The sequence below is a fragment of the Chthoniobacter flavus Ellin428 genome, from assembly GCF_000173075.1.
Classification (GTDB): Bacteria; Verrucomicrobiota; Verrucomicrobiia; order Chthoniobacterales; family Chthoniobacteraceae; genus Chthoniobacter; species Chthoniobacter flavus.
The window spans coordinates 625,744-648,054 of sequence record NZ_ABVL01000001.1 but is presented as its reverse complement, the minus strand read 5'-3'; the positions used below and the strand labels follow the sequence as shown (position 1 = coordinate 648,054).

The 22,311-nt window shown below is 62.2% G+C and carries 16 protein-coding genes; 6 read left to right on the top strand and 10 right to left on the bottom strand.

The genetic code is table 11. The features are described from left to right. Window positions 1-79 precede the first annotated feature (79 nt). The 3 genes from CFE428DRAFT_RS02720 (at window position 80) to CFE428DRAFT_RS02710 (ending at window position 5,170) form a co-directional block, all read left to right on the top strand. Complete coding sequence (locus CFE428DRAFT_RS02720; protein WP_157447409.1) at window positions 80-1,327, top strand: di-heme oxidoredictase family protein; 1,248 nt, start codon at window positions 80-82, stop codon at window positions 1,325-1,327. Window positions 1,328-1,499: 172 nt separating this feature from the next. Further along, window positions 1,500-3,533: a DUF4838 domain-containing protein gene (locus CFE428DRAFT_RS02715; protein ID WP_006977898.1), complete on the top strand. Its 2,034-nt coding sequence runs from the start codon at window positions 1,500-1,502 to the stop codon at window positions 3,531-3,533. Then, on the top strand, window positions 3,530-5,170 hold the full coding sequence (locus tag CFE428DRAFT_RS02710; RefSeq protein ID WP_006977897.1) for a glycoside hydrolase family 32 protein: 1,641 nt from the start codon (window positions 3,530-3,532) through the stop codon (window positions 5,168-5,170). The genes CFE428DRAFT_RS02715 and CFE428DRAFT_RS02710 overlap by 4 nt, the downstream gene beginning before the upstream one ends. A gap of 5 nt (window positions 5,171-5,175) precedes the next feature. On the opposite strand, the gene CFE428DRAFT_RS02705 is transcribed toward CFE428DRAFT_RS02710, so the two are convergent. The 3 genes from CFE428DRAFT_RS02705 to rplS all read right to left on the bottom strand — a co-directional run bounded on the left by CFE428DRAFT_RS02705 (window position 5,176) and on the right by rplS (window position 6,900). Beyond that, the gene (locus tag CFE428DRAFT_RS02705; RefSeq protein ID WP_085951211.1) at window positions 5,176-5,637 is read right to left on the bottom strand and encodes a YraN family protein; all 462 of its coding nucleotides are present in this window, start codon (window positions 5,635-5,637) and stop codon (window positions 5,176-5,178) included. After that, on the bottom strand, window positions 5,570-6,178 hold the full coding sequence (locus tag CFE428DRAFT_RS02700) for a ribonuclease HII (RefSeq protein WP_006977895.1): 609 nt from the start codon (window positions 6,176-6,178) through the stop codon (window positions 5,570-5,572). The genes CFE428DRAFT_RS02705 and CFE428DRAFT_RS02700 overlap by 68 nt, the downstream gene beginning before the upstream one ends. A 362-nt stretch (window positions 6,179-6,540) precedes the next feature. Beyond that, a complete protein-coding gene (rplS, locus tag CFE428DRAFT_RS02695) occupies window positions 6,541-6,900 on the bottom strand; it encodes a 50S ribosomal protein L19 (RefSeq protein WP_006977894.1) in 360 nt (119 codons plus the stop codon). A 111-nt stretch (window positions 6,901-7,011) separates the two neighbouring features. Between rplS and tadA the strand changes: the two genes are divergently transcribed. Then, window positions 7,012-7,482: a tRNA adenosine(34) deaminase TadA gene (tadA, locus tag CFE428DRAFT_RS02690; RefSeq protein WP_006977893.1), complete on the top strand. Its 471-nt coding sequence runs from the start codon at window positions 7,012-7,014 to the stop codon at window positions 7,480-7,482. 11 nt (window positions 7,483-7,493) lie between these two features. On the opposite strand, the gene CFE428DRAFT_RS02685 is transcribed toward tadA, so the two are convergent. The 7 genes from CFE428DRAFT_RS02685 to CFE428DRAFT_RS36895 all read right to left on the bottom strand — a co-directional run bounded on the left by CFE428DRAFT_RS02685 (window position 7,494) and on the right by CFE428DRAFT_RS36895 (window position 17,669). Then, the gene (locus tag CFE428DRAFT_RS02685) at window positions 7,494-8,342 is read right to left on the bottom strand and encodes a PstS family phosphate ABC transporter substrate-binding protein (RefSeq protein ID WP_006977892.1); all 849 of its coding nucleotides are present in this window, start codon (window positions 8,340-8,342) and stop codon (window positions 7,494-7,496) included. Between the two features lie 155 nt (window positions 8,343-8,497). Further along, a complete protein-coding gene (gene rpsI / locus CFE428DRAFT_RS02680; RefSeq protein WP_006977891.1) occupies window positions 8,498-8,890 on the bottom strand; it encodes a 30S ribosomal protein S9 in 393 nt (130 codons plus the stop codon). A gap of 12 nt (window positions 8,891-8,902) precedes the next feature. Next, a complete protein-coding gene (rplM, locus tag CFE428DRAFT_RS02675; protein WP_006977890.1) occupies window positions 8,903-9,340 on the bottom strand; it encodes a 50S ribosomal protein L13 in 438 nt (145 codons plus the stop codon). Between the two features lie 184 nt (window positions 9,341-9,524). Continuing rightward, window positions 9,525-11,417 carry a tetratricopeptide repeat protein gene (locus CFE428DRAFT_RS02670; protein WP_006977889.1) on the bottom strand — a complete coding sequence of 631 codons (1,893 nt, stop codon included), beginning with the start codon at window positions 11,415-11,417 and terminating at the stop codon, window positions 9,525-9,527. Window positions 11,418-11,576: 159 nt separating this feature from the next. Further along, window positions 11,577-14,798 carry a CBM96 family carbohydrate-binding protein gene (locus tag CFE428DRAFT_RS02665; protein ID WP_006977888.1) on the bottom strand — a complete coding sequence of 1,074 codons (3,222 nt, stop codon included), beginning with the start codon at window positions 14,796-14,798 and terminating at the stop codon, window positions 11,577-11,579. 166 nt (window positions 14,799-14,964) lie between these two features. After that, entirely contained in the window at window positions 14,965-15,594 is a 630-nt protein-coding gene (locus tag CFE428DRAFT_RS02660; protein WP_006977887.1) for a response regulator, read from the bottom strand. Beyond that, a complete protein-coding gene (locus CFE428DRAFT_RS36895) occupies window positions 15,591-17,669 on the bottom strand; it encodes an ATP-binding protein (RefSeq protein ID WP_006977886.1) in 2,079 nt (692 codons plus the stop codon). Before CFE428DRAFT_RS36895 ends, CFE428DRAFT_RS02660 begins: the two co-directional genes overlap by 4 nt. A gap of 180 nt (window positions 17,670-17,849) precedes the next feature. Between CFE428DRAFT_RS36895 and CFE428DRAFT_RS02650 the strand changes: the two genes are divergently transcribed. After that, on the top strand, window positions 17,850-20,588 hold the full coding sequence (locus CFE428DRAFT_RS02650) for a circularly permuted type 2 ATP-grasp protein (RefSeq protein ID WP_006977884.1): 2,739 nt from the start codon (window positions 17,850-17,852) through the stop codon (window positions 20,586-20,588). Further along, window positions 20,533-22,305 carry an SMP-30/gluconolactonase/LRE family protein gene (locus CFE428DRAFT_RS02645; RefSeq protein ID WP_006977883.1) on the top strand — a complete coding sequence of 591 codons (1,773 nt, stop codon included), beginning with the start codon at window positions 20,533-20,535 and terminating at the stop codon, window positions 22,303-22,305. The genes CFE428DRAFT_RS02650 and CFE428DRAFT_RS02645 overlap by 56 nt, the downstream gene beginning before the upstream one ends. Window positions 22,306-22,311 lie beyond the last annotated feature (6 nt).

The following is a 22,311-nucleotide window of genomic DNA, read 5'->3' as shown; positions in this document are numbered from 1 at the left end:
CTTAACAAGCCGTTGCGAGAGTGCTGCATGGAAACCGGCGGAACCCCGCCGCTTCCCCAACACAAAACTGATGCAGCATATGAAATCCTCCACTCGCCGCAGCCTGGTGCTGTCCGTGTTCGCGCTGATGGGTGTCAGCGTCGTCGTCGTGGCTCAAGTCGATCCCCCTAATAACAAGGTCCGCGCGCGACGGCAGATCCATCATCACGACGGCAATGCTCCGCACGCCAATGGCCGGCTCGGTGATCCCCTCCCAGACCTGACGCAGGATCAACTCGCCGCCTTCACCGACGGGCTCGGCGAATTTGAAAACGTGGAAACGCCGGAGAGCGGTCTCGGGCCGGTTTACAACAACACCTCGTGCGCCAATTGCCACTCGGCTCCCATCGTGGGTGGCGCGAGCGCGGCCACGGTGACCCGTTTCGGCAGAATGGACAAAGGCGTATTCGATCCGCTCTCGCAGGACGGCGGTTCGCTGATGCAGAGCCGCGCGATCGATCCCGCAGCGCTGGAACATGTGCCCGCCGACGCGACGGTCGTCGCCCAGCGATTGGTCACCCCGCTCTTCGGCGCGGGGCTCATCGAAGCAATTCCCGACGCGGCCATCCAGGACCTGGCCAAGCGCAAGAAAGCCGATGGCGTCCTCGGCCGCCCGGCACTCGTGCAGGATGTAACCACCGGGACCATGCGAGTCGGCCGCTTCGGCTGGAAAGCGCAACAAGCCACGCTGCTGGCCTTCGCCGCTGACGCCTATGTAAACGAGATGGGCATCACCAGTCGTTTCTTTCCCACGGAGAATGCGCCCAATGGCGACCAGAAACTTCTCGCCGAGTTCGACAAGACGGCCGACCCGGAGGATCAGGTCGACCCAGCGACCGGCAAGAGCGACATCGACAAAGCCGCCGACTACATGCGCTTCCTCGCTCCGCCGGCGCTGCCGCGCGTGAATTCCGAGGTGCAACTCGGCCTCAATTTGTTCATGCGCGTCGGCTGCGCCGAATGCCACGTGCCGACCTTGTTCACCGGACCCAACACCGTACGAGCCCTCGACCGCAAACCGGTGAACCTTTTCTCCGATCTGCTCCTGCACGACATGGGCAGTCTCAATGACGGCATCGCCCAAGCCGATGCCCTGGCCAATGAAATGAAGACCGCGCCGCTCTGGGGCCTGCGCCATCGCGCGCCGTATCTGCACGATGGCCGCGCGCCGACGCTCTTCCTCGCGATCACCGGTCACGATGGCGAAGCCGCACCGGCTCGCGACCGCTTCAACAAGCTGCCGAGCAGCCAGCAGAAGCAATTGGTCGATTTCCTGAATAGCTTGTAAGCCATTCGCATTTCGCGAGCAGCGCCGGGAGACACCTTCATGTCTCCCGGCGTCTTCATTTGCATGACCCGAAAGTGGTATTTTCGCGGGTCTCAGTTTCGGATAAGCGTGATGTCGTTTCCGTTAACTCGTCGAACGACTACACCGTTCCGCCAACCCCGAAACTCCCCCTATGAACTGGATCCGCATCCTCCTCGCTGCGTGCCTCGTCTCCCTCACCACCGCTCGCGTCCACGCCGGACTCGCCATCACCACGGATGGTCAACCGAAAGCCACCATCGTCCTCGCGGAATCACTCCGCCCCACTGACCTCGCGGTCACGGCACTCGTCTCACACATCAAGGAAATCTCCGGTGCCACATTGCCGGTGATTGCGGAAAAGGAACTCGCCAGCGCGCAGATCCAGAATGGCCGCATCGTTCCCTCGGACAGCAAGCTCGCCGCGCAAAATTTCATCCTGCTCGGGGATGGGGCATTGACGCACAAGCTCGGGTTGTCCCTCGATGACCTGGGCCCCGGCGGAATTGTCGTGCAGACCGGCGGCAACACACTCGCGCTGCTAGCCAAGGACGACCACAGCAGCAGTCGTGAACCCGCCAGCGCGCGACCGGTGTTTCGTTTCCTCGAGGCGCTGGGCTGTCGCTACCTGTGGCCGGGGGAAACCGGCAAAGTCATTCCGCGCGAGAGCACCATCACCGCGCCCGATCTGCGTGTACGGTTCACTCCGCAAATTGGACAGCGCAACATTCGCTTCTCGCCGCCGGATGCACGCGACATGGCCAAGGGTCTCGCCTGGCTCGGCGCTACGGTTGACGACTATCGCACGGGCTTAAATAGCGCCGAGCAGACCGAGGCCACGGGTTCGTGGGTAGCGTGGAACGGCCTCGGCGGAAATGTCGGCATAGTCGGCGGCTCAGCGGGCGGTGGCCTGCGTGGCGGCTGGACAGAGTATGGCGCGACGCACCCCGAGTGGTTTGCCCTGCAGGTGGATGGCACGCGCGACCAGAGCAAGGCTAAGGGACGCTGGCGGCTTTGCGTTTCCAATCCCGGTCTCATCGAGCACGTCGCCGACGACATCATTGCGCGGCTCAATGGCCACGCCCAGGGCATCATCTCGCTCTGCCCGAATGATGGCGGCTACTCGAGCTTCTGCCAGTGCGAGGAGTGCAAGAAGCTCGATCCGCCGAATGCGCCGAAAGTGAAAATGCTTCTCTTCGCGCATGTCGGCGGCTCGGAGCGCACGGAAGTCGAAGTGCCCGCGCTCACCGATCGCTTCGTGCACTATTGGAACGCGATCGTCGAACGCGTGACGAAGGTCGTGCCCGACCAACTCTTCCTCGTCGAAGCTTACAGCTACTACTCCGATCCACCAGTGCGCGAGAAGCTGCACCCCAATATCGTTGTGCGTTACGTGCCGAGCGTGGCCGATGGCTGGAAGGGCTGGCACGATGCCGGTGCCCGACGGCTCTACTGGCGTCCGAATAATCTGCACAGCGGCTATCGCGATGGCGTGCTCAGTCCGAAGGCCCGCGAAACGGCCGAAACGCTGAATTACCTCGGCAGCGAGGGCATTCTCGCCACGGACATGGATAGCATTCACAACCACTGGGCGACGCACGGACTGACCTACTACGTTGCGGCTAGATTGAGCTGGGATCCGTCGCTGAAATTCGACGCGGTGCTCGATGACTATTGCCAGAGCGGCTTCGGTGCCGGTGCGGAATCGGTGAAGAAATACTTCCAGCTCGCGGGAAAAGGTGTCGTCCCGGTGACGGTCGGCCAACGCGGCGCATTTCCAAAAATAGCCTCCGAGACGATCGACCAACTCCGCGGCCTGCTGGTGGCGGCGGCCAAGGCGACCGAGAAGGACGCGCCCGCACATCGGCGGGTCGCCTTTCTGCGAGCCGGCCTGGAATTCACCGCGATCAATGCCCAAGCCCATCGCCTCGCCGAGGCCGCAGAGGCCGGAACGCCACCCGAGGCAAAAGCCGTGAGTGAAGTGATGGAGCACCGCTGGCAACTCATGCGCGCGCTGCTGCAACAGCAGCCGCTCGCCGTGAATGTGGGCGTCGTGGCCGCGGCCGATGAACCGCTCAACCGCGCCTTGCAATGGAAAGGCCCCTCGGAGTCGGGCAAAGCCGGAAAGCTGCAACTTCCCGCCGGGGACAACTGGCTCAACGAAGACCAAAGCGCGACACGGAAATGAATAGCAGACGAATCCTTCTGTGCCTCTGGCTGGCCAGCCTGGCCGTCGCGCACGGTGCCGACACGCCGCGCGACTACACCTCGCGCGTTCCCAAGTTCACCTTCGCCGAAGATCTCGCGGCTCAAGAAGCGCAGCTCAAGGACAACCCACTGATGCAGCGTTTCCGCGAGGAGCGTCACGCCCTTGCCGCCGATCCCTTGCGGCCCGCCTATCACTTCTACAGCCCGGAGGCGCAGCTCAACGATCCCAACGGCCTCTGTTTCTGGCGGGGTCGCTGGCATCTCTTTTACCAGGCGAATCCGCCGGACGATCATCGCTGGCACTGGGCGCACGCGGTCAGCGACGACCTCATTCATTGGCGCGATCTCCCCTACGCGATCTACCCGAATCCCGAGGAGCAATGCTACTCCGGCGCGACCTATGTCGATGGCAACCGCGTCATCGCCATGTATCACGGACGCGAACTCGGCAACATGGCCGCGACCTCGCACGATCCGCTGCTGCTCAATTGGGAGAAGGTCACCGGCACGACGGTCATCCCGTTGAACAAGGACGGAAAGCGCTATCACTTCCTCTCCGCTGAGCCGTTGCCTTATCGCATCTACGACGCGTGCATTTGGAAAAAGGGCGACACGTATTACTCGCTCTCCGGCTCGGTGGATTACAACGGCCCCGCGGGCAAGCCGATGCTCGCCGAGTTTCTCTTCCGCTCCCGTGATCTCGCAAAGTGGGAGTTCGTGCATCAATTCGTCGAAGGCAACCGCTTCACGCCCCCCGGCGACGATGGCGCGTGTCCCTATTTCTGGCCGATCGGCGACCGGCACATCCTGATCTTCTTCAGCCACACGAGCAGCGCGCAATATCTCCTCGGCGATTACGACACGCAGAACGACAAGTTCAACGTCACCGCGCACGGTCGCTTCTGCTTCGGCCCAGTCCTTCCCGGCGCGGTGCAGGCGCCCTCGGCCACGCCGGATGGCCAGGGCGGCGTCATCGCGATCTTCAACATGAATCCCGCGATAGCCGGCCATCGCAGCGACGGCCTCATGACGTTACCGCGCCGGCTCACGCTGGTCGGCAAAGAGGATCTACATCAGGAGCCTGCGGGTGACATTGAGTCCCTGCGCGGTGCCCATCAGCACCTCGATGCAAAGTTGTTGCCGGCGAATCAGGAAATTGTCCTGCCCGATATTCACGGCAACACGATGGAGCTCAACGCCGACATCGATCCCAAAGGCGCGCCCATGGTCGAGTTGAACGTCCTGCGTTCCGCCAACGCGGAGGAAATCACTCGCATCGCCCTTTTTAGAAATCGCCAGGTCACCAGCCGTTTCATGCCGCCGCAGCAGAAGCTCAGCGTCGTCACGCTCGATAACACGCGCTCTTCGCTGCTCGCCGACGCCCAGTCGCGCCCGCCCGAAACCGCCTCCGTTCTCATCCCACCGGATGAACCGTTTCACCTGCGCGTCTTCATCGATCGCAGCGTGGTCGAAGTTTTCATCAATGGCCGGCAATGTCTCGCCGTGCGCGTGCAACCGAGCCGCAGCGACAGCGTCGGCGTTTCCCTGCGGGCGCAAGGCCAGGACGCGGAACTCCGCTCGCTCGATGCCTGGCAGATGAAGAGCATCTACAAGTAACCGCTCTAGTAAGTGTAAGGCTCCGGCAGTTTGAAGGCGTCCTTGATGATGTGAAAAGTCGGCACATCCTCTTCGAAGATGATCTCCACGATGTCGAAGCGGAACAGGATGTTGTCCGGATTGCCGAGCAGATCCAGCCAGGCCAATGCACCGCGCGCGATGAGCTTTTGCTTTTCCCGCGTCACCGACTCCGCCGGCGATCCGAAAGTCAGGCTGCGCCGCGTCTTTACTTCCACGAAGACCAGCGTGTCGTGATCGCGGCAGACAATGTCCACTTCGCCGCCGTGCGGCGCGCGGAAATTCCGATACAGGACGCGATAACGGTTGCGCTTGAGATGCCGTGCCGCGAGCCGCTCCCCTTCCCGCCCGAGCCATTCCCGGTCGTCTTCGCCGCTTCCGTTAGCGGAAGGGGAGTTCCGCCTGTTCGACGGGGAGAAAAGATCGGCGATGAATCGGACAAGGCCCATGTTCCTTGAGTCTAGCGAGGTGCAGCTCAGTGCCATAGCCTTTATGCTGCCCAAATGCATAGCCGGGATGCCGTTGATCCATCTCGACCATAATACGGTCGCGCGTGACCTTGGCGATCACACTCGCCGCGGCGATGCTGAAGCTTAGCGCGTCGCCGCCGACCAAGGCGGTGTGCGGTATGGGAAACGGGCGGACCGGCAGGCCGTCGATGAGCGCGTGATCCGGTTTCGTGGCCAGCGCGGTCACCGAGCGCCGCATCGCTTCGTGCGAAGCGCGCAGAATGTTGATGCGGTCGATTTCTTCGACCTCGACGACGCAAACGGTCCAATGAACGTTTTCCCGCGTCGTCAGCTCGGCATAGATTTTCTCGCGCTGCTCGGCGGAGAGCTTTTTGGAATCGTTCAGCGTCTTGTGCCGAAATTTCTCCGGCAGAATCACCGCCGCCGCCACTACCGGCCCGGCCAGGGGCCCGCGCCCGACTTCATCGATCCCCGCGACCAGTACGCAGCCATCCGCGCGCAACTTGCGTTCGTGGCGCATCCCACAAGGCATCAGCGGGCGAAGGGGGTTGAGGGTTCGAAGCGGGATTCAACGCTCATCGCTAAAATGGAAAGCCGCGTGAGGAACCAAAGCAAACTCCAAACGCATCGTCTTTGCAGATTATTCGTGTTCACGAATCCGCGAGCTATGAGCGCTTGCGTTTTTTAGTGCGGTAGTCCTCTACCGCTTTCGAGAGGTGACTCCCAAAGCGCCAGAGGACAAGCGCACTCCAAAACGCAAGCGCCTCACCTTACCGCAAACAATTCGCGGACGCTCGGGCGTTCGATACCACCCGTACAAAAAATGTGCGGCGATCCAATGGATCGCCGCACACGAATTTCGATTTGGCTGCGCTGTTCAGCTTAGGCCGAAGCCGACGCCTTTTCGCGGACGGCCATCGCCGCCTTGCCGGTGCGCTTGCGAAGATAGTTGAGCTTGGCGCGGCGGGCCGTGCCAGCGGTCTCCACTTCCACCTTGGCGATACGCGGCGAGTGCATCGGGAAAACGCGTTCCACACCTTCGCCGTAGCTGATGCGGCGGACGGTGAAAGTCTGGTTGATGTCGCGGCCCTTACGGCCGATCACGATACCCGTGAAGATCTGGACGCGCTCCTTGTCGCCTTCCTTGACGATGGTGTGCACGCGCACGCTGTCGCCCACGTGGAACCGTGCGGTATCCTTCTTGAGTTGCTCCTGATTGATTTTGTCGATGATAGTGGGCATGGCAGTGGCTCCGGGTTGTAATGAAAAAAAGGGACGGGAGTAATAGCTTGATTCCGCCGCAGCGCAACCCAATTTTCACGCCTCCCTCACTTTCGCAATCCCCTTTCTCTCATGGACGAGATCATCGACCTGCACAGCGATACCTATTTCATGGGCGAAGCCCTGCGGCAAGCCCGTCGGGCTTGGGAGCAGGAGGAGGTGCCGATTGGGGCGGTCATCGTCCACCAAGGGCGCATCATTGCCCGGGCTTGCAATCAAGTCGAGGTCTTAAAAGACGCCACAGCGCATGCCGAGATGCTGGCCATTACCCAGGCGGAAAGCGTGCTCGGCGACTGGCGGCTCAACGAATGCGACCTTTACGTGACCAAGGAGCCCTGCCCGATGTGCGCCGGGGCACTCGTCCACGTGCGCATGAAACGGGTGGTGTTCGGGTGCCCATCGCCGAAGGATGGCGCCGGCGGCAGCCTGCTGCAGATCCTGCAACACCCCAAGCTCAACCATTCCTGCGAAATCACGACCGGCGTCCGGCAGGACGAATGCGCGGCCATGCTGCAGGCGTTTTTTAGAGAGCGGCGCGGCTGAGACCTCCCAGCTTACGGCACCTTGAGTTGCGACTGCGGGATGAAATCGTGGGTGGCGATAATCTGCTGGCCTTTTTCGCCAACCAGAAACTCGAGCATCTTCTTCTTTTCCGAGGCCGGTTCGTGGGGAAAAACGACCACCACCGGGCGGGTCAGCGGGTAGCTGCCGTCGAGAATATTCGCCTTGTTCGGTTCGATGGCTTTCCCGTTTTCGCCGATGAGGGCCAGCGGGTAGGCGGTCTTGTGATCGGCCCAGCGCAGGTTGGCGACAGAAATTCCCCCGGAGGCGAACTCGAGCGCGTTCTTCATGTCCGGGCCATCGGCCACCACCTGCCAGGCCACGCCCGGCGCACGATGAATGTCACCGTAGAGCCAGTTCGCGAAAATGTCCCACAACCCCTTTTCGTGGCCGGGCTCGAAAAACACCATCGGGCGATCCTCGCCCCCCACTTCCTTCCAGCTGCGCACCCGGTTTTCGTAAAGGCTGATGATCTGGTCGCGAGTGAGTGCGTGGACACCGCCATCCCAAACCGTGCGCGACACCACCACGGTGACGACCTGAGTGCCCAGCGTCGTCTCCACAAAATGCATCGCCGGATTGCTCACACGCTCGTCGACTTTCAACGGACGGGTGAGCAGGATCACATCGACATCCCCCCCGCTCAGGCTCGCGGCGACCTGCGTATTTCCTGCCTCCTCCACGAGGCGAACCTCAATCCCCGACTCGTGAAGCGGGCGGATGATGTCCCTGGCCAGGGGCACGAGCGAGGGCGTGCACTGCAGCCGCAACGGCGGATCAGCCAGAGCGCTGACACAGAACAGGCCGGAGACGGCAGCGAGGAGAAAGGGAAAGGACTTCATGGGGCCGAAAGCGGGCGAGAACCTAGGCAGGCAATCCGGCTTCGTCGAGCGCGCTAATGCCCCTTTTCCGAAAAAAGAATAACCCGCGTTGCGCGCAAACGGGGGGCGCGCAACGCGGGGTCTCGAGGAGGAAAGCAAAAAGCTTTCGGGAGAAATTAGCGTTTGCTGAACTGGAAGCGCTTACGAGCGCCGGGCTGACCGGCCTTCTTGCGTTCCTTCATCCGCGGGTCGCGGGTGAGGAAGCCTTCGGCCTTCAGCGGTCCACGGAGCTCGGCATTCGTCTCGGTCAGGGCGCGAGCCACGGCGAGGCGCACGGCGCCAGCCTGGCCATTCACGCCGCCGCCGGTCGCGTTCACCGCGAGGTCATACTGATTGACGACCTTGGCGACTTCGAGCGGCTGGAGAACGGTGTTCTGCAGAGCGGTGGTCTTGAAATACTCTTCGAAGGGACGGCCGTTGATCTTGATCTTGCCCGTGCCCGCGGAAAGGCGGATGCGAGCGACGGCGTCTTTGCGGCGGCCAGTAGCGATGAATTCTTGCTGCGACATTTTAGGTAGAAATTAGACGATCGAGGTGACGGGGGTCGGCTGCTGGGCCGCGTGCGGATGCTCGGCGCCCTTGTAAACCTTCAGCTTGGTATAGACGGCGCGACCCAGCTTGTTGTGCGGGATCATGCCTTTCACGGCGCGCTCCACGAGGAGCTCGGGACGGCGGGCGCGGCGGGCCTTGACGGTCTCGCTCTTGTGGCCACCGACGTAGCCGGAGAAGCTCATGTAGGATTTCTGTTCTTCCTTCTTACCGGTCACACGGACCTTCTCGGCGTTGATGACGATGACGAAATCACCGGTATCGACGTGCGGAGTGAAGATGGCTTTTTCTTTGCCGCGAAGGAGGTTCGCGGCTTTGGTGGCGACGCGACCAAGCACCTGGTCGGCGGCGTCGATCACCCACCATTGGCGGGCGACTTCGTTGGCTTTGGCGGAAAATGTCTTAGTCATTACTTCTGGTCCCTGTGGAAAAGGGTGCGCAAACTAGGGGTGAGGGTCACCCCTGTCAAACACTTTTCCGCCGGGTTACGTAAACTTTTCAAGTCCGGCTTTTTCGGGTCGGCACGAATATAGCCGTAAAGGTGTGCGCTGCAAAGCCAGAAACAACCATTTAGCCACTTAAAGAAGAGCGGCTTTACCCGCGGTCCGAAACGAGCTTCGCCAGCGCCGCGGAAGCTTGATCGATCGCCGAGGACCAATCGCCGAATTTGGGCTGCCGGAAGATGCGCATAGTGGGATACCACGGGCTGTCTTCACGCCCCAGCAGCCAGCGCCAGCAGGTATCGAAGCGATTCAGCAGCCAGACCGGCTTGCCAAGCGCGCCGGCCAGGTGCGCCACGGCAGTATCCACGGTGATGACCAAATCCAGGCACTCGACCAATGCCGCGGTCTCCGCGAAATCGCGGAGTTCCTCGCTCCAGTCGAGCAAAGTCATCCCGACGGGTGGAGTTTTCGCCTGCTCGGCCGGGGGCCCCTTCTGTAGGGAGACAAAAACGACGCCGGGGACTTCCGCGAAGGGGGCCAACTGACCGAGGAGCACCGAGCGCCGCCGATCGATCCGATCAGCGTTGAGTTGCCGCGGGCGCATTCCTCCGGCCCAGACCAATCCGACTTTCAGGGCATTTCCTTCCAGTCGTTCCTTCCATCGGCGGACCCCGGCAGGATCGGCTCGCAAATACGGGATCGTAGCCGGGATCGTCTCCACGCGCGTGCCAAAGGCCAGCGGGAGACTCATCATTCGGCAATGCAATTCGAAGTCGGGCAGCGGGTCCCCTATGACGATGATTTCCGCCACCCCCTCGAGGCTGGTGAAAAGCGACTTGAGCTCGGGCTGGCACTCGAGGATGACGTGCCCGCCGCGCTCAGCGATCAGCGGTGCGTAGCGGACAAATTGCAGGGTATCGCCCAGGCCTTGCTCGGCGTAAATCAATACACGCTGGCCATGGAGCGGTTCGCCTCTCCACATCGGCTGCGGAAAGTCCCGCTTCGCAAATCGCAGGTCCCCCACTCCCCAGCGGCTTTCATACAGCGGCCAGCCTTGCTCGAAATCGCCCTGCAGCAGGAGCTGGAGGGAGTAGTTGAACTTCGCTTGCGCGGCCTGCGGCTGAAGCTCGATGGCGCGGCACAACTCGGCGCCCGCCTCGTCCAGGCGCCCCTCGGCCATCAGCGTCACACTGAGATTGCTGTGCGATTCGGCCTGGTTTGGCTGGAGCTCGAGCGCGCGGCGAAAGGCGTCACCGGCCTCCTGCAGGGCGCCTTGGGCGATGAGCGCGACGCCCAGATTGTTGTGCGCCTCGGCGTGATTTGGCCGGATTTCGATGGCGCGCCGGCAGGTGGCCACGGCTTCGTCGAGACTCCCTTCATCCACCAGCGCATTACCCAGGTTGCAGTAGGCTTCGACATAGTCCGGGTAGACGGCGATGGCGCGGCGAAAGGCGGCGATCGCTTCGGCCAATTCCCGCTGGTTCACCAGCGCCACGCCGAGGCTGTTGTAGCCATTGGCGTATCCCGGCTGTAACTCCACCGCGCGCCGGCAGGCGGCGACGGCTTCTTCACCGCGTCCTTCGCCACCGAGGGCGATGCCCAGATTGTTATGCGCCTCGGCGAGAGTGGGCCGCAACTCGATCGTCCGGCGCAACACGGTCACGGCTTCGCCCAGCACGCCTTGGGCGATGAGCGCGGAGCCGAGATTGTTGTGCGCGTCGGCATGATCGGGCTGCAGTTGAATCGCTCGACGAAACTCCGCCATGGCTTCATCGAACCGGCCGAGATTGCGCTGCGCGGCGCCGAGGTTTGAATGAAAATCCGCGACGTTCGGCGCGAGGGCGATGGCTTTCTGGATCAACTCCACGGCCACCTCATGCCGTCCCACCTGGTCGGCGATGACGCCCAGCAGGTGCAGCGCGCCGGCGTGATTCGGCTGCGCACCGAGGATCTGGCGGTAAAGCCCCTCCGCCTCAGCGAGACGCCCGGCTTGGTGGTGCGCGACAGCGAGCCGAAAAGCCTGATCAAGGGGGACAGCAACCATGACCTACCTGTGCGCGAATCGGGAGTGGTTCACAAAGGATTTATCCACTCTCCACCCGTGTATCGGCTACCGGCGCGCGATCAATCCTCTTTAATTGGCGGAAGGATCCTGGCAGCGAAACTGGTCTCACCCCGCTCGATCAAACGCGCCGAGCCCCGCTCACTGCGGCATCAGCTTGATATAATCAATGATCCCGGTGTAGCCCGAGCTGCTGGCGTTTTTGCCGGTGATGGTGAAGCGGAACCATTGGTCGCCGTTGGTCGTTGGTGTCCATGTTCCCAGATCGATCGAGGTGTAGACGGTGCCGGAGGCATAGTTGTCCTGCGCCGCACCGAGATTGGTGAAGGTGCCGTTGGCGGGAGCGACGGCCAGTTGCCAGATGCCGCGATTGCTATATTTCTTAATGCCAATGGTGACGTCGTAGGAGCGCGCGGTGACGTTCGGAACGACGAAAGTAATCTGATCACCCACGGCCACGGAAACGAGTTCCACCGCCGCTCCGGTGCTAAAGTTCGGGTCGTTGATCAGTGATACCGTGTCGCCCGGAGTGGACGACTGAATCCAGAGGTCTTCCGCTTCCTGGGTGTCGCTGGCGTAGTAATGGAATGTCCCGCGGCCCGCCGTGCCGATAAACGCGCTGTTGTATTTCTGTCGATCGCCGGTCAGTGCATAGATCGGCTCGATGGTAGGAGTGGGCAGTACCGTCCACGTGGCTCCGTAATCATCGGAACGATAAACGCCCTGCACGCCGCCAACCACTCCAGCGATATAAACCGAATAACCACTGCCGGAGGAAGACTTGCCAAACCCAACGTTGCTCGTCTTGCCAACAGCCGTGTTTTTCGTCCAGGTCACGCCGGAGTCCGTGGAACGCCAGAGACCTCCGCCGTTGCCATTGTAAGTGCCATCGTCGCAAAGCCACACATCGCCGCCGCTGGGATAGGTCGGTGAAACGGGCGCGGCCACGAGTTGCGGAGTGCGCATGTTATAACTGTTCCCGTTGGAAACGGAACCCACTTGCGTCCAGGTCTGTCCTCCATTGGTGCTGCGATAGATGAGGTGAGCCGAACCGCCGAATTTACCCATGTAGAAATAGCCATTGCCGCGATCCGCCGCCAGGCACTGGCCAGACATGCCGAGGCTGTTGCCGTTCGTATAGACGCCCACGATTGGGGAGTTGGGCGCGCCGGTCGAGGCCGCCCACGTCACGCCGCCGTCCTTGCTGTAATAGGCGGGAATCGTGGCCTGCGAATAGTTGATCGGCAGCCAGACGAAATTGCCCGGCGCGGTCGAGGAAACGGCGATGCGTCCGCCACCGCCACCATTCGAGCCACTGATGATCGCCGCCGGTGGAGTGGAGGCATAGACACCGGAAGTTCCCTGGTAAACCGGGCGAGTATTCCAATTCAGGGCGGCTTCCGTCCATGAAGTGACATCCTCAGCATAAACTCCCGCGGTAATATTCGCCGTCCCCGTGCTCTGGAGATAGAGGCGCAAGGTGGCAGAGGTAATGGATGACACACCGGTCAGATCGAATTTCAAATACGTCCAGCGGTTGTAACCAGCGGCGTCGGTTTTCACCAAAAGCGAGGTGGCCGTCCCGAAGTTCGAACCCGCCGCGGAGCCGTCCTGCACATAGGTATCCTCGGAGACCGGCACGGTGGTGGTGCCATTGAGGACCAGTTGCGGCGGATTGGCCGTTTCGCGCGAAGCGAAATTCAGCGGCCCCTGTCCCGTGGTGGCGCTGCGCAGGATGAGCGTCACCGGGCCGCCGAGGTGCTGCTGCAGGTAGAGGGTCAGGTCCCAAGTGACCCAGGTATTCGTGCTATTGCCCGGCACGACGATTTGCTGGGCTGCGCCGAAGGCCGACCAGGTGGCGCCGCCATCCCGTGAAAACGCCCCGCTACCGGGCTGGTATGTCGCCGCGTTTTGCACCCAGGCGCGGGCCCACGTGAGGGGCACCGACTCGCAGAAGTCCAGGCTCGTGTTGTTTCCCCCGCTGGGGTTTTTCAGGCTATTGCCCTCCGTGCCCGTCGGCCGCTCAAAGACGTTTTGATAGCAAAAGCCGCCCACGTCCCCCACTCCGGTGAGGAGCTGCGCCCCAGTCGGGGCGTTTTTCACTGCCGCGACGACGGTTTCTTCCTGGCCTTTTTGCAGGGTGTACCACTGGCAGCCGGAGGGAGTGGTACCCAGGTCCTGCGCATCGCGTGTCCGGTAGGCGCCGAAGAAATCAGCCGCCCAGAGCTCATTGGAATTTGCGGGATTGATGAGCAGACCGGAAATGTTGCCGAACCAGTAACCGACGAGACACGGCGCGCCGTCCGGTTCCGTGCGCGGAATGCCCGTCGAACCACTGGTCATGCCGTTGAAAGTGTACTGCTGCATGGCCCAGGTGGCGCCGCCGTCCGCCGAGCGCCAGATGCGGTTGAATTGGCTGCCGGAATTGCCTTCGGCCACGATGACCTTGCTGTCCGTGACATCGTTGGGGTCGGTGGCGACGCCGTTGTAACTTACCCCGGTCGGCAGGGACGAAAGCAAGGTGAGCGTTCCACCACGCGGCAGTTTGGCGCAGCCATCGGTGCCACCGGTAACGTAGAGCGTGCCATTTTTAGCCAGCTGCGCGCGGCGCGGGCTCGGCAGGCTGGCGCCGGTGACCAGAGACCAGGTCGCGCCCGCATCCATGCTGCGATAGATTCCACCGGCAGTCGCATCGTGGACACCGGCATAGACGATCGTTGGCCCGCCATTGTTCTTGTCGCAGATCACGAAGGTCACGCCCGCTCCCGAAAGGCCAAAGGGCACGGAGGTGCTGGCAATTTGGACCCACGTCCAGGTGGTACCGCTCTTTACGCCTTTCTGTAGGCCGGTCGTGCTGGAGCCATACCAGACGGTATTGGGATCATTCGGATCGACCGCCAACCGCTCGCCGTTTGAGCGATAACTTCCATTCCCATTTTCGGTGAGACTCGAGCGGATTTGATACCAGGTAACTCCCTCGTCGTCCGAACCCCAAATGCCATTGCCGGCGCCGACATACACGCGGTTCACATTGCTCGGATCCGTGCCGATGGACTCGACATTCATGAGCGAAGAAGCGCCCGACGTGCCGTAGGCGACCATGTCATCGGTGAGCGAAATCCACGTGCCATTGACGCCATCGACATCGGGCACCCACCGGAATGCGCCGCCGACATCGGTGCGGCAGTAAATGGCGCTGCCGGTGACATTACTCACGAGGCCAGTGACGAAACCACCGCCGCCGAGCGGAACGGTATCCCAAGCTCCAGCGGCGAAGGTATGGGTGGTAGCAGCAGCCGCGAGCAGGCTGGCAAGTGCGGCGTTTCGAGCAAAAGCGAGAAGGCTTTGGAACATTTGCTTCATAGGAGAAACGGGGGTTGTGCCGTCGCATTGAGGCTGCGGTGACCATGTGCATCCGGCAATGAAGCGCGTGTAGCGCTTTAGTATTACGCCTGAGTTGGACGCCATCGCGAGTGGGCGGCGGCCTACCTTACGTGGTCCTCCCTATCGGTCTCCAAAGAGGACCCAGCTACGATGGATCGATGATCCCGCGCTTGATGGCGATGACCACGGCATGAGCGCGATCGCGCGCGTCGAGTTTCTGAAAAATGCGCGCCATGAAAACTTTGACTGTGGCCTCGCTAATCCCCAGGTGATCGCCGATTTCTTTGTTCCGCTCGCCGGCGGCCGCCCGGACTAACACTTCGCGTTCGCGCGGGCTGATCTCCACCTTGCGCGCACGATCATGGAGCAGGGCTTCGAGTCCGGGCGAAAAATAGGATTTCCCGCCGTGGACCGCGCGAATGGCCTGGATGATTTCGCCGCGCTCGGCGGATTTCAAAACGTAGCCGGCGGCGCCGGCGCGAACGGCCAGGTGAATATGTTCGTCGCCATCCAGCGCGGATAACATGAGCACTCGAGCCCCGGGATGTTCCTCACGAAGAAGAGCCGTGGCTTCCGCGCCGTTGGGCCCGGGGAGACGCCAATCCAGGAGCACGACGTCGGGCCGATGCTGGCGATAGGCAGCCAGCATCTCCTCGCAATTGCCCGCTTCGGCGACCACGGCGAGATCCTTTTCGACCCGCAGGGCGACGGCCAGGCCGCGCCGCACCATGAAGTGATCGTCGACGAGCAGGACTCCGATGGCAGCGGTTTTCATGATGGCAAAAAGACAGCGGGGATGCGCACCTGCACTTCGGTTCCACGACCGGGCGCGCTGGCAATCGCGAAATTCCCTTTCATGCGCAACGCACGTTCGCGCATGCCAGCCAGTCCAAAGCCGCCACCATCGTGCGGTGTGACGGCATCGGGATCGAAACCGGCGCCATTATCGACCACCCGCAGACAGATTTCTTCCACGCCAAAGCCCAGATGGACCGTGACGCACTCGGCGCGGGCGTGTTTCAGCGCATTGGTGAAGCTTTCCTGCACGATGCGCAAAAGATGATTCTGCACGACCGCCGGTAACGGCCGCCGGTTTCCTTCGACTTCCACGCGCAAATGCAAACGCGCCGCCTGCGCGCTCGACGACAACTCATCATGAATCAGCGAGACCACATCGACCGAGGCCAGCGCGCCGGTGCGCAATTCCCAAATCGCGTGACGGGCTTCGGCGCGCGTGTGTCGCGTCATCTCCGCCGCTTCGCGCAAGAGCTCCCTGGCACGCTGCGGATCCGCTATTTCCGCCTGGGCAGTTTCCAGCATCAGGCCCAGGCCCACGAGGTGTTGCTCGAAGGTGTCGTGGAATTCACGCGCAATGCGCATCCGCTCCTCCTGCAAGGTCTGCTGTTCGATGTGCTCGCGAATCGTTTCGGTCTGTGCCGCGACCCGCCGGCGCAAGGCGAAGATCCAGATGAAGGCCGCGCCGGCCACGCACGCCGTCAGGGCCAGCACGATGACTACCCGGCGCACCGTCCACCAAGGCGGCAGCGCGAGCAGCGTGACGTCTTCCGGCTGGCGCATCCATATCTGATAAGCAAGCGGCAGGACGCTCAAACCGGGCGTTTGCTGGGCCTGCACCACACACACTCCGCTCACGCGCAATCGGCTGCCCGCCGGAAACGTCACGCGAGGCGGCGCACCAGGACGCACATCGAGCCGCGCGCAAACCGTCATCTGCCCGACGAGAAGAATGAGCGTGTCTTCTTCCAGCCCCGGTTGGGCGCTCAAGAGCACGCCTTCCGTCGAGACGAGTGCCCCATGATAGTCACCACTTGCAATCTCGTGAGGTCCGAGCGCTTGGGGCGGCGGTGGTGACTCCTGTCTCAGGACTCGCACCAGCGCATCGCGCAGCACCGGTTTGCGATTCGTGGATTCGACATGCCCGGCCACGTCCACGACCTGCCCCGGCCGCAGCAACAGCGGCTGCGTCGTCTGCACCCAGAGGCTGCCGGAATAGTAGCCGTCCTCGCGGACGCGCATAAAAAAGCCGCGCTCCGGGCGCGCCAGAGTGACCTGGCCTTGCACGTGCACCCGATCCGGTGGGCTCGCCTTGGTAAAGAGCGTGTGATAACTGCGCGGCGCTTCACCAAACATCCTTTCCAGAAAGGTGGCATCAGGCCGGCACTGTTCGACCGCGGGAACATAGAGCACCGTCCGGGTGACACCGCTGTGCTGATCGCCAAACGTTCCGAGGACGCCGCTGACGGTCACGGGCACACCCAAAAGATAGCTGGGCAAATCCCGGGTATCGGGAAACCCGCAAATCAACGCCTCAAAGGAAGAAGCGCCCAGATCGAGGTCCAGGCGCACCCGGTCGTTGACGCGCTTGATCGAACGCACGTTGCCCCGGATTGAAATCCAGTCGGCATCGTAGGAGCCATCGGCCAGACGCTCCGCCACAGCGGCCGTCGCCTCGGGCAATTCTCCATGGCTCAACACACGAATCTCCGGCGCCGTCCCCTTCTCGCTCGTCACAATTTCCGAAGTGAGCCCCTCCGCGACCACACCCGTGACTTCCACCCGGTCGCCCGGATTGAATTGGCGGTCAGCCGCGGTGCCGAGATAGATGCCGCCTGTCTCGTCGCTGAAGAAAGTCAGAAACCAGGTCGCCTCACTATAAGTGATGACGCCGCGCAAAATGGCAGCCGGATGTCCCCGGACTTCCGCAGGGCTGAGCGCACGGATTTCGCGCACACTTCGCAAAGGCTTCGCCGCCGGCGCAGCCGCACCCAGCATGGTTCCACTCAAGGCAATGAGGCATGCCAGAATGATCCAACGGGGGAAAGTGGACATCGCGGCGAGTATCCGAGCCGCTCCCTTCCTTGTCTTCAACAAAATGAGCGCGTTTCGCGATGGGGAAACTTCGTGGTCTCTGATTTCACGAGAACGCGATACTTCGCCGCTTGACCCTTCCCGGCTCCGTACGGACTCTCCCGGGCGCCCATGGCAACCGCCTTTCCAACGCAACGTACTATGCCGGCTCCCTGGCATGAGGTGCTCGGCCCGGACAACGCGGCGCGTCCGTCGTATCGGAAACTGCTGGAGGACCTCGGGCAACTCCGTTCGGTGGACCTGCGGGCATTGGACGATCGCATGGCGGCGACGCTGCGCGAGATGGGCGTGAATTTCGATGTGATCCGCAACGATCCGTGGGGGCGTCAGCCTTGGACCTGCGATGTGCTGCCGCACATTTTCGCGAGCGAAGACTGGGCGTTGCTGGTCGCGGGATTTCGCCAGCGGTTGCGGGCCTTCGAGCACTTCCTCGCCGATGTCTATGGCAAGCGGGAGATTCTGCGCGCGGGCGCGGTGCCGATCCATGCGGTGCTGGGCAGCCCGCATTTTCAAAACGCCTGCATCCACCTCCCTCGTCCTGGCAATGCCTATCTGCACCTCAGCGGTATGTGCGTGGCGCGCGATGCGCGCGGAAAATGGCAGGTGAAGCATCATCATTTCGGCCACGCCACCGGCATTTCCTACATGATGCAAAACCGCCGCGCGCTGGCCCGCGTGTTGCCGGAGATTTTCCAGGATACCGCCGTGCAATCGCTCGCGGAAATGCCGCTGGCCATCATGGAACGATTGCGCGAGACCAATACCAGCCGCGGTGGTGAACCGGCCGTGGTGCTGCTCTCTCCCGGCGCGGGCAGCGCGGTCTCCAGCGAGCAGAGCTTTCTCGCCCGGCGCATGGGTATCCCTGTGGTGCAAGGCGGCGACCTGCTGGTGCTGGACGATTGCGTGTTCCTCAAGACCGTGCGCGGACTGGAGCGCGTGGATGTCATCTACAATCGCGTCGCGGATTTCTGGCTCGATCCCCTCGTCTTTCGTTCGGATTCGATGCTTGGTGTCCCCGGTCTGGTGCACTGCTTGCGCAAGGGTACCGTCGCGCTCGTCAACGCCGTGGGATCGCAACTGGCCGACGACCGCTCCCTGCTCGCCTTCGCGTCGCAGATCATTCGCTACTACCTCAACGAAGCCCCGCTCCTGCCGACAGTGCCGACCTACTGGCTCGGCGACATCGACCAGCGCGAGATGGTGCTGGAGAATCTGGAAAACTATCGCATCCGGCCGATCTCGCGCGAGAGCACCTCGGGCTCGTGGGAGCGCGCCTCTGTGCGCGACGACGCGGTCTTGCGCCAGGAGATTCGCAAGAACCCCGCGCACTATGTCGCCCAGCCGCACAGCGAAGGCGCACCGACCATTTGCTTCGATGACGGGCAGCGCGTGGAGCATCCGCAGGATCACATCCTTTTCGCCGCGCGCAGCGGCGCGAATTTCGACGTCTTTCCCGGCGCGCTCACGCGGGTCTTCTCGCGCGTCGATCCACGCGGCGAATTCGGCTTTGGCTGGACGAGCAAGGACTCCTGGGTGCTGGCGGATGAAAGCACGAATACCCTCCTGCCGACGCTCGCCCGCCGGACGCCGCATGCGGAGTTTGCCCCCCGCCAGGTGACGAGCCGCGTGGCGGAAGCGTTTTACTGGATGGGCCGCTATCTCGAGCGGGCCCATCATCAGGCCCACCTCATCCAGGTAGTCGAAACGCTGGAGACCGAAGAACTCAACAGCGCTGAGCGCAAAGCATATCGCCCTGTCTGGAACCGGTTGCTGCCCCCGCTCGAAAAAAGCGCCGGCACGAGCCGCCGCAGCATCGCCAATCGGTTGGATCGTTACCGTCTCGTCTTACTGCCCGAGCCCGGCAGCGTGGTGAGCACCTTCCTGCGGGCGATGTACAACGCGGAAAGCGTGCAGGACTCGCTCAGCCCAGAGGCGTGGGCCACGCTCAGCGAATTGCGAATGCGTTTCCAGCGCACGCGTTATCGCGATGGATTGAGCGAGCCGGAAGCGGTGCGCATCACCCGCCGCATGTCGGAAGCCGCGACCCAGCTTATCCCGCAATTCTTCGCCATTGCCGACAACACGATGCTCGCGGACGACGGCTGGCGCTTTTGCGAGATCGGCCAATTGCTGGAGCGCGCGGTGATCACCGCCAACTCCGTCCGGTCGCTCAGTTCGACCCTGGCCGCGGCACCGGGCGGCGACGCCCACGCGAGCGAAATCGAGCTCAGCGTTTTCCTGCGCATGCTGGGTTGCCGCGACGCCTACCGGCGCATTTTCCAAATGCGCGCCGAGCCGATTCCCGTGCTCGAACTGCTCTACCAGCATCGCGAGGTACCGCGCAGTGTGCTGCGTTGCCTCATGAAATGCGGCGCCCTGCTCCGCGAAAGCCTCGCCCCAGAAGGAACCGAACAAGCCAGCGCGCCCGCGGACATCGAAGAACTGGTGCACCAGATCAAGCGCATCGACTGGCGCGCCTTCGTCCGCATCGCCCACGATGAAGACCAGCCGGCCACCGGCTTCGGCCCGGGCAGCGCACGTGCAACCGGACGAATTGGAGCCACTGCTCGATCGGCTGATGCAGTCCACGATGGACGTCCACACGGTCATTGCGGACAGCTTCCTGAATCACCAGGCGCGCATCGGGCAGGTCACGCAGCCGATGTTGCGGGGGTTTTAGGAGGCTCTCCTATAGCTCCCATCCTTCCTATTCCTCCTATTCGCGATGGTGGGATAGGAGATATAGGACCGATAGGAAGAATAGGAAACCCCGCCCCCCCTTTTTCCTCTTTGGCCACGCGCCCTGGCGGGTTACACCGGGGTCATGCGTTTCCTCCTGCCCCTGCTCCTCTCCGCCACGCTGGCTTTTGCCGCGGATGATTTCGTCGAGTCCTCCCTGCATCGCGAAAATCCGAATGTGCCCCACGGCACGGTGACGAAAATGCCTCCGTGGGAATCGAAGATTTTCGCCGGCACCACCCGCGAGTGGTCGATCTACGTCCCGGCGCAATACAAGCCGGAGAATCCCGCGGCGGTGATGGTCTTCTTCGATGGTCACGATTACGTGAACGTGAAGGGTCACTGGCGCGTGCCGATCGTCTTCGACAACCTCATCGCCAGCGGGGAAATGCCGGTCACGATCGCCATCTTCATCGACCCGGGCAGCGACAAGTCGAAGGAGATGCCGAAGAGCGCGTGGAAGAATAGCAACCGCAGCCTCGAATACGATTCGCTCGGCGACCGCAACGCGAAGTTCCTCACCGAGGAAATCCTGCCGGAGGTGGAGAAGACCTACAAAATTTCGCCCGACCCGGAGATGCACGCGGTCTGCGGCGAGTCCAGCGGAGGCATCGCGTCCTTCACCGTGGCCTGGGAGCATCCCGAGAATTTTCGCAAAGTGCTCTCCACCATCGGGAGCTTCACCAACATCCGCGGCGGGAACGCGTATCCGTCGTTGATTCGCAAGACCGAGCACAAGCCGATCCGGGTCTATCAGCAGGATTCCGGCGGCGACCTCGATAACGAATTCGGCAACTGGCCGTTGGCCAACCAGCAGATGCACGCGGCGCTGAAATACATGGGCTACGATTGCCGCTTCGATTTCGTGGAAGGCTACGGTCACAACTCGAACTACGGCGGCAGCGTCTTCCCCGAGGCGCTGAAATGGCTCTGGCGCAAGGAAACGGCGAAGCCGGAAATCATCACCAAAGGCGATCTCGGCGGCGACATGACGCTGCACCGTCTCCTCATCGACGGCGAAGACTGGAAGCTCGTGGCTGATGGCATGAAATTCGTCGACGGCCCCTGCACCGATGTGGACGGCAATTTCTATTTTTCCGACCTCAAGGAACCGGCCATTTACAAGATCGCAGTCGACGGCACGAAGACCAAGCTCATCGACGATATTGGCAGCGGCCTGAAGTGGGGGCCGGACGGCAAGCTCTACGCCTGCCAGGGCGCGAAGAAGCGGTTGGTCTCCTATGACCTGAAACAAAACCCGCCGGCCATGGAAGTGATCGCGGAGGACGTGAACCCGAACGATCTCGTCGTGACCTACAAGGGCGACATCTATTTCACCGAGACCGGCAAACATCAGGTCACGCGCATTGCCGCGAAGACGCATGAGAAGAGCGCGGCGGATGTGGGCATCACCGGCCCGAATGGCATCACCCTCTCGCCCGACCAGGGCACACTCGCGGTTTCGGATTATGCCGGCGAATACGTCTGGACCTTCCGCGTCGAACCAGACGGAAAGCTGACCGCCAAGGAGCCTTACATGACGATGCGCCGCCCGATTGATCCCAAAGGCGAATTCAATCGCGCCGAACCGCCGCCCTACAAAAAAGCAGCCGGCGGCGACGGCATGGCCACGGATATGCAGGGCCGCTACTACGTGGCCACCGCGCTGGGCGTGCAGGTCTTCGATCCCACCGGCCGTCTCTGCGGCGTCCTGCCCAAGCCGCAGGTTGACAAGCCGTTGACCAGCGTGATGCTCTCCGGCGCGAATCGCGAGTATCTCTACATCATGAATGGCGACAAAATCTTCCGCCGGAAAGTGCAGGCAGTCGGCGCCGTCTTCTATCAGGCGCCGCACTGATTGCCG

Bases quoted from the DNA above. Each gene is read 5' to 3' on its own strand.
- rplM (WP_006977890.1), bottom strand. From the start codon at position 9,340: ATGACTAAGACATTTTCCGCCAAAGCCAACGAAGTCGCCCGCCAATGG.
- CFE428DRAFT_RS02710 (WP_006977897.1), top strand. From the start codon at position 3,530: ATGAATAGCAGACGAATCCTTCTGTGCCTCTGGCTGGCCAGCCTGGCC.
- CFE428DRAFT_RS02705 (WP_085951211.1), bottom strand. From the start codon at position 5,637: ATGGGCCTTGTCCGATTCATCGCCGATCTTTTCTCCCCGTCGAACAGG.
- rplS (WP_006977894.1), bottom strand. From the start codon at position 6,900: ATGCCCACTATCATCGACAAAATCAATCAGGAGCAACTCAAGAAGGAT.
- CFE428DRAFT_RS02715 (WP_006977898.1), top strand. From the start codon at position 1,500: ATGAACTGGATCCGCATCCTCCTCGCTGCGTGCCTCGTCTCCCTCACC.
- CFE428DRAFT_RS02665 (WP_006977888.1), bottom strand. From the start codon at position 14,798: ATGAAGCAAATGTTCCAAAGCCTTCTCGCTTTTGCTCGAAACGCCGCA.
- CFE428DRAFT_RS02650 (WP_006977884.1), top strand. From the start codon at position 17,850: ATGCCGGCTCCCTGGCATGAGGTGCTCGGCCCGGACAACGCGGCGCGT.
- CFE428DRAFT_RS02670 (WP_006977889.1), bottom strand. From the start codon at position 11,417: ATGGTTGCTGTCCCCCTTGATCAGGCTTTTCGGCTCGCTGTCGCGCAC.
- CFE428DRAFT_RS36895 (WP_006977886.1), bottom strand. From the start codon at position 17,669: ATGTCCACTTTCCCCCGTTGGATCATTCTGGCATGCCTCATTGCCTTG.
- tadA (WP_006977893.1), top strand. From the start codon at position 7,012: ATGGACGAGATCATCGACCTGCACAGCGATACCTATTTCATGGGCGAA.
- CFE428DRAFT_RS02645 (WP_006977883.1), top strand. From the start codon at position 20,533: ATGCGTTTCCTCCTGCCCCTGCTCCTCTCCGCCACGCTGGCTTTTGCC.
- CFE428DRAFT_RS02660 (WP_006977887.1), bottom strand. From the start codon at position 15,594: ATGAAAACCGCTGCCATCGGAGTCCTGCTCGTCGACGATCACTTCATG.
- CFE428DRAFT_RS02700 (WP_006977895.1), bottom strand. From the start codon at position 6,178: ATGCGCCACGAACGCAAGTTGCGCGCGGATGGCTGCGTACTGGTCGCG.
- rpsI (WP_006977891.1), bottom strand. From the start codon at position 8,890: ATGTCGCAGCAAGAATTCATCGCTACTGGCCGCCGCAAAGACGCCGTC.
- CFE428DRAFT_RS02685 (WP_006977892.1), bottom strand. From the start codon at position 8,342: ATGAAGTCCTTTCCCTTTCTCCTCGCTGCCGTCTCCGGCCTGTTCTGT.
- CFE428DRAFT_RS02720 (WP_157447409.1), top strand. From the start codon at position 80: ATGAAATCCTCCACTCGCCGCAGCCTGGTGCTGTCCGTGTTCGCGCTG.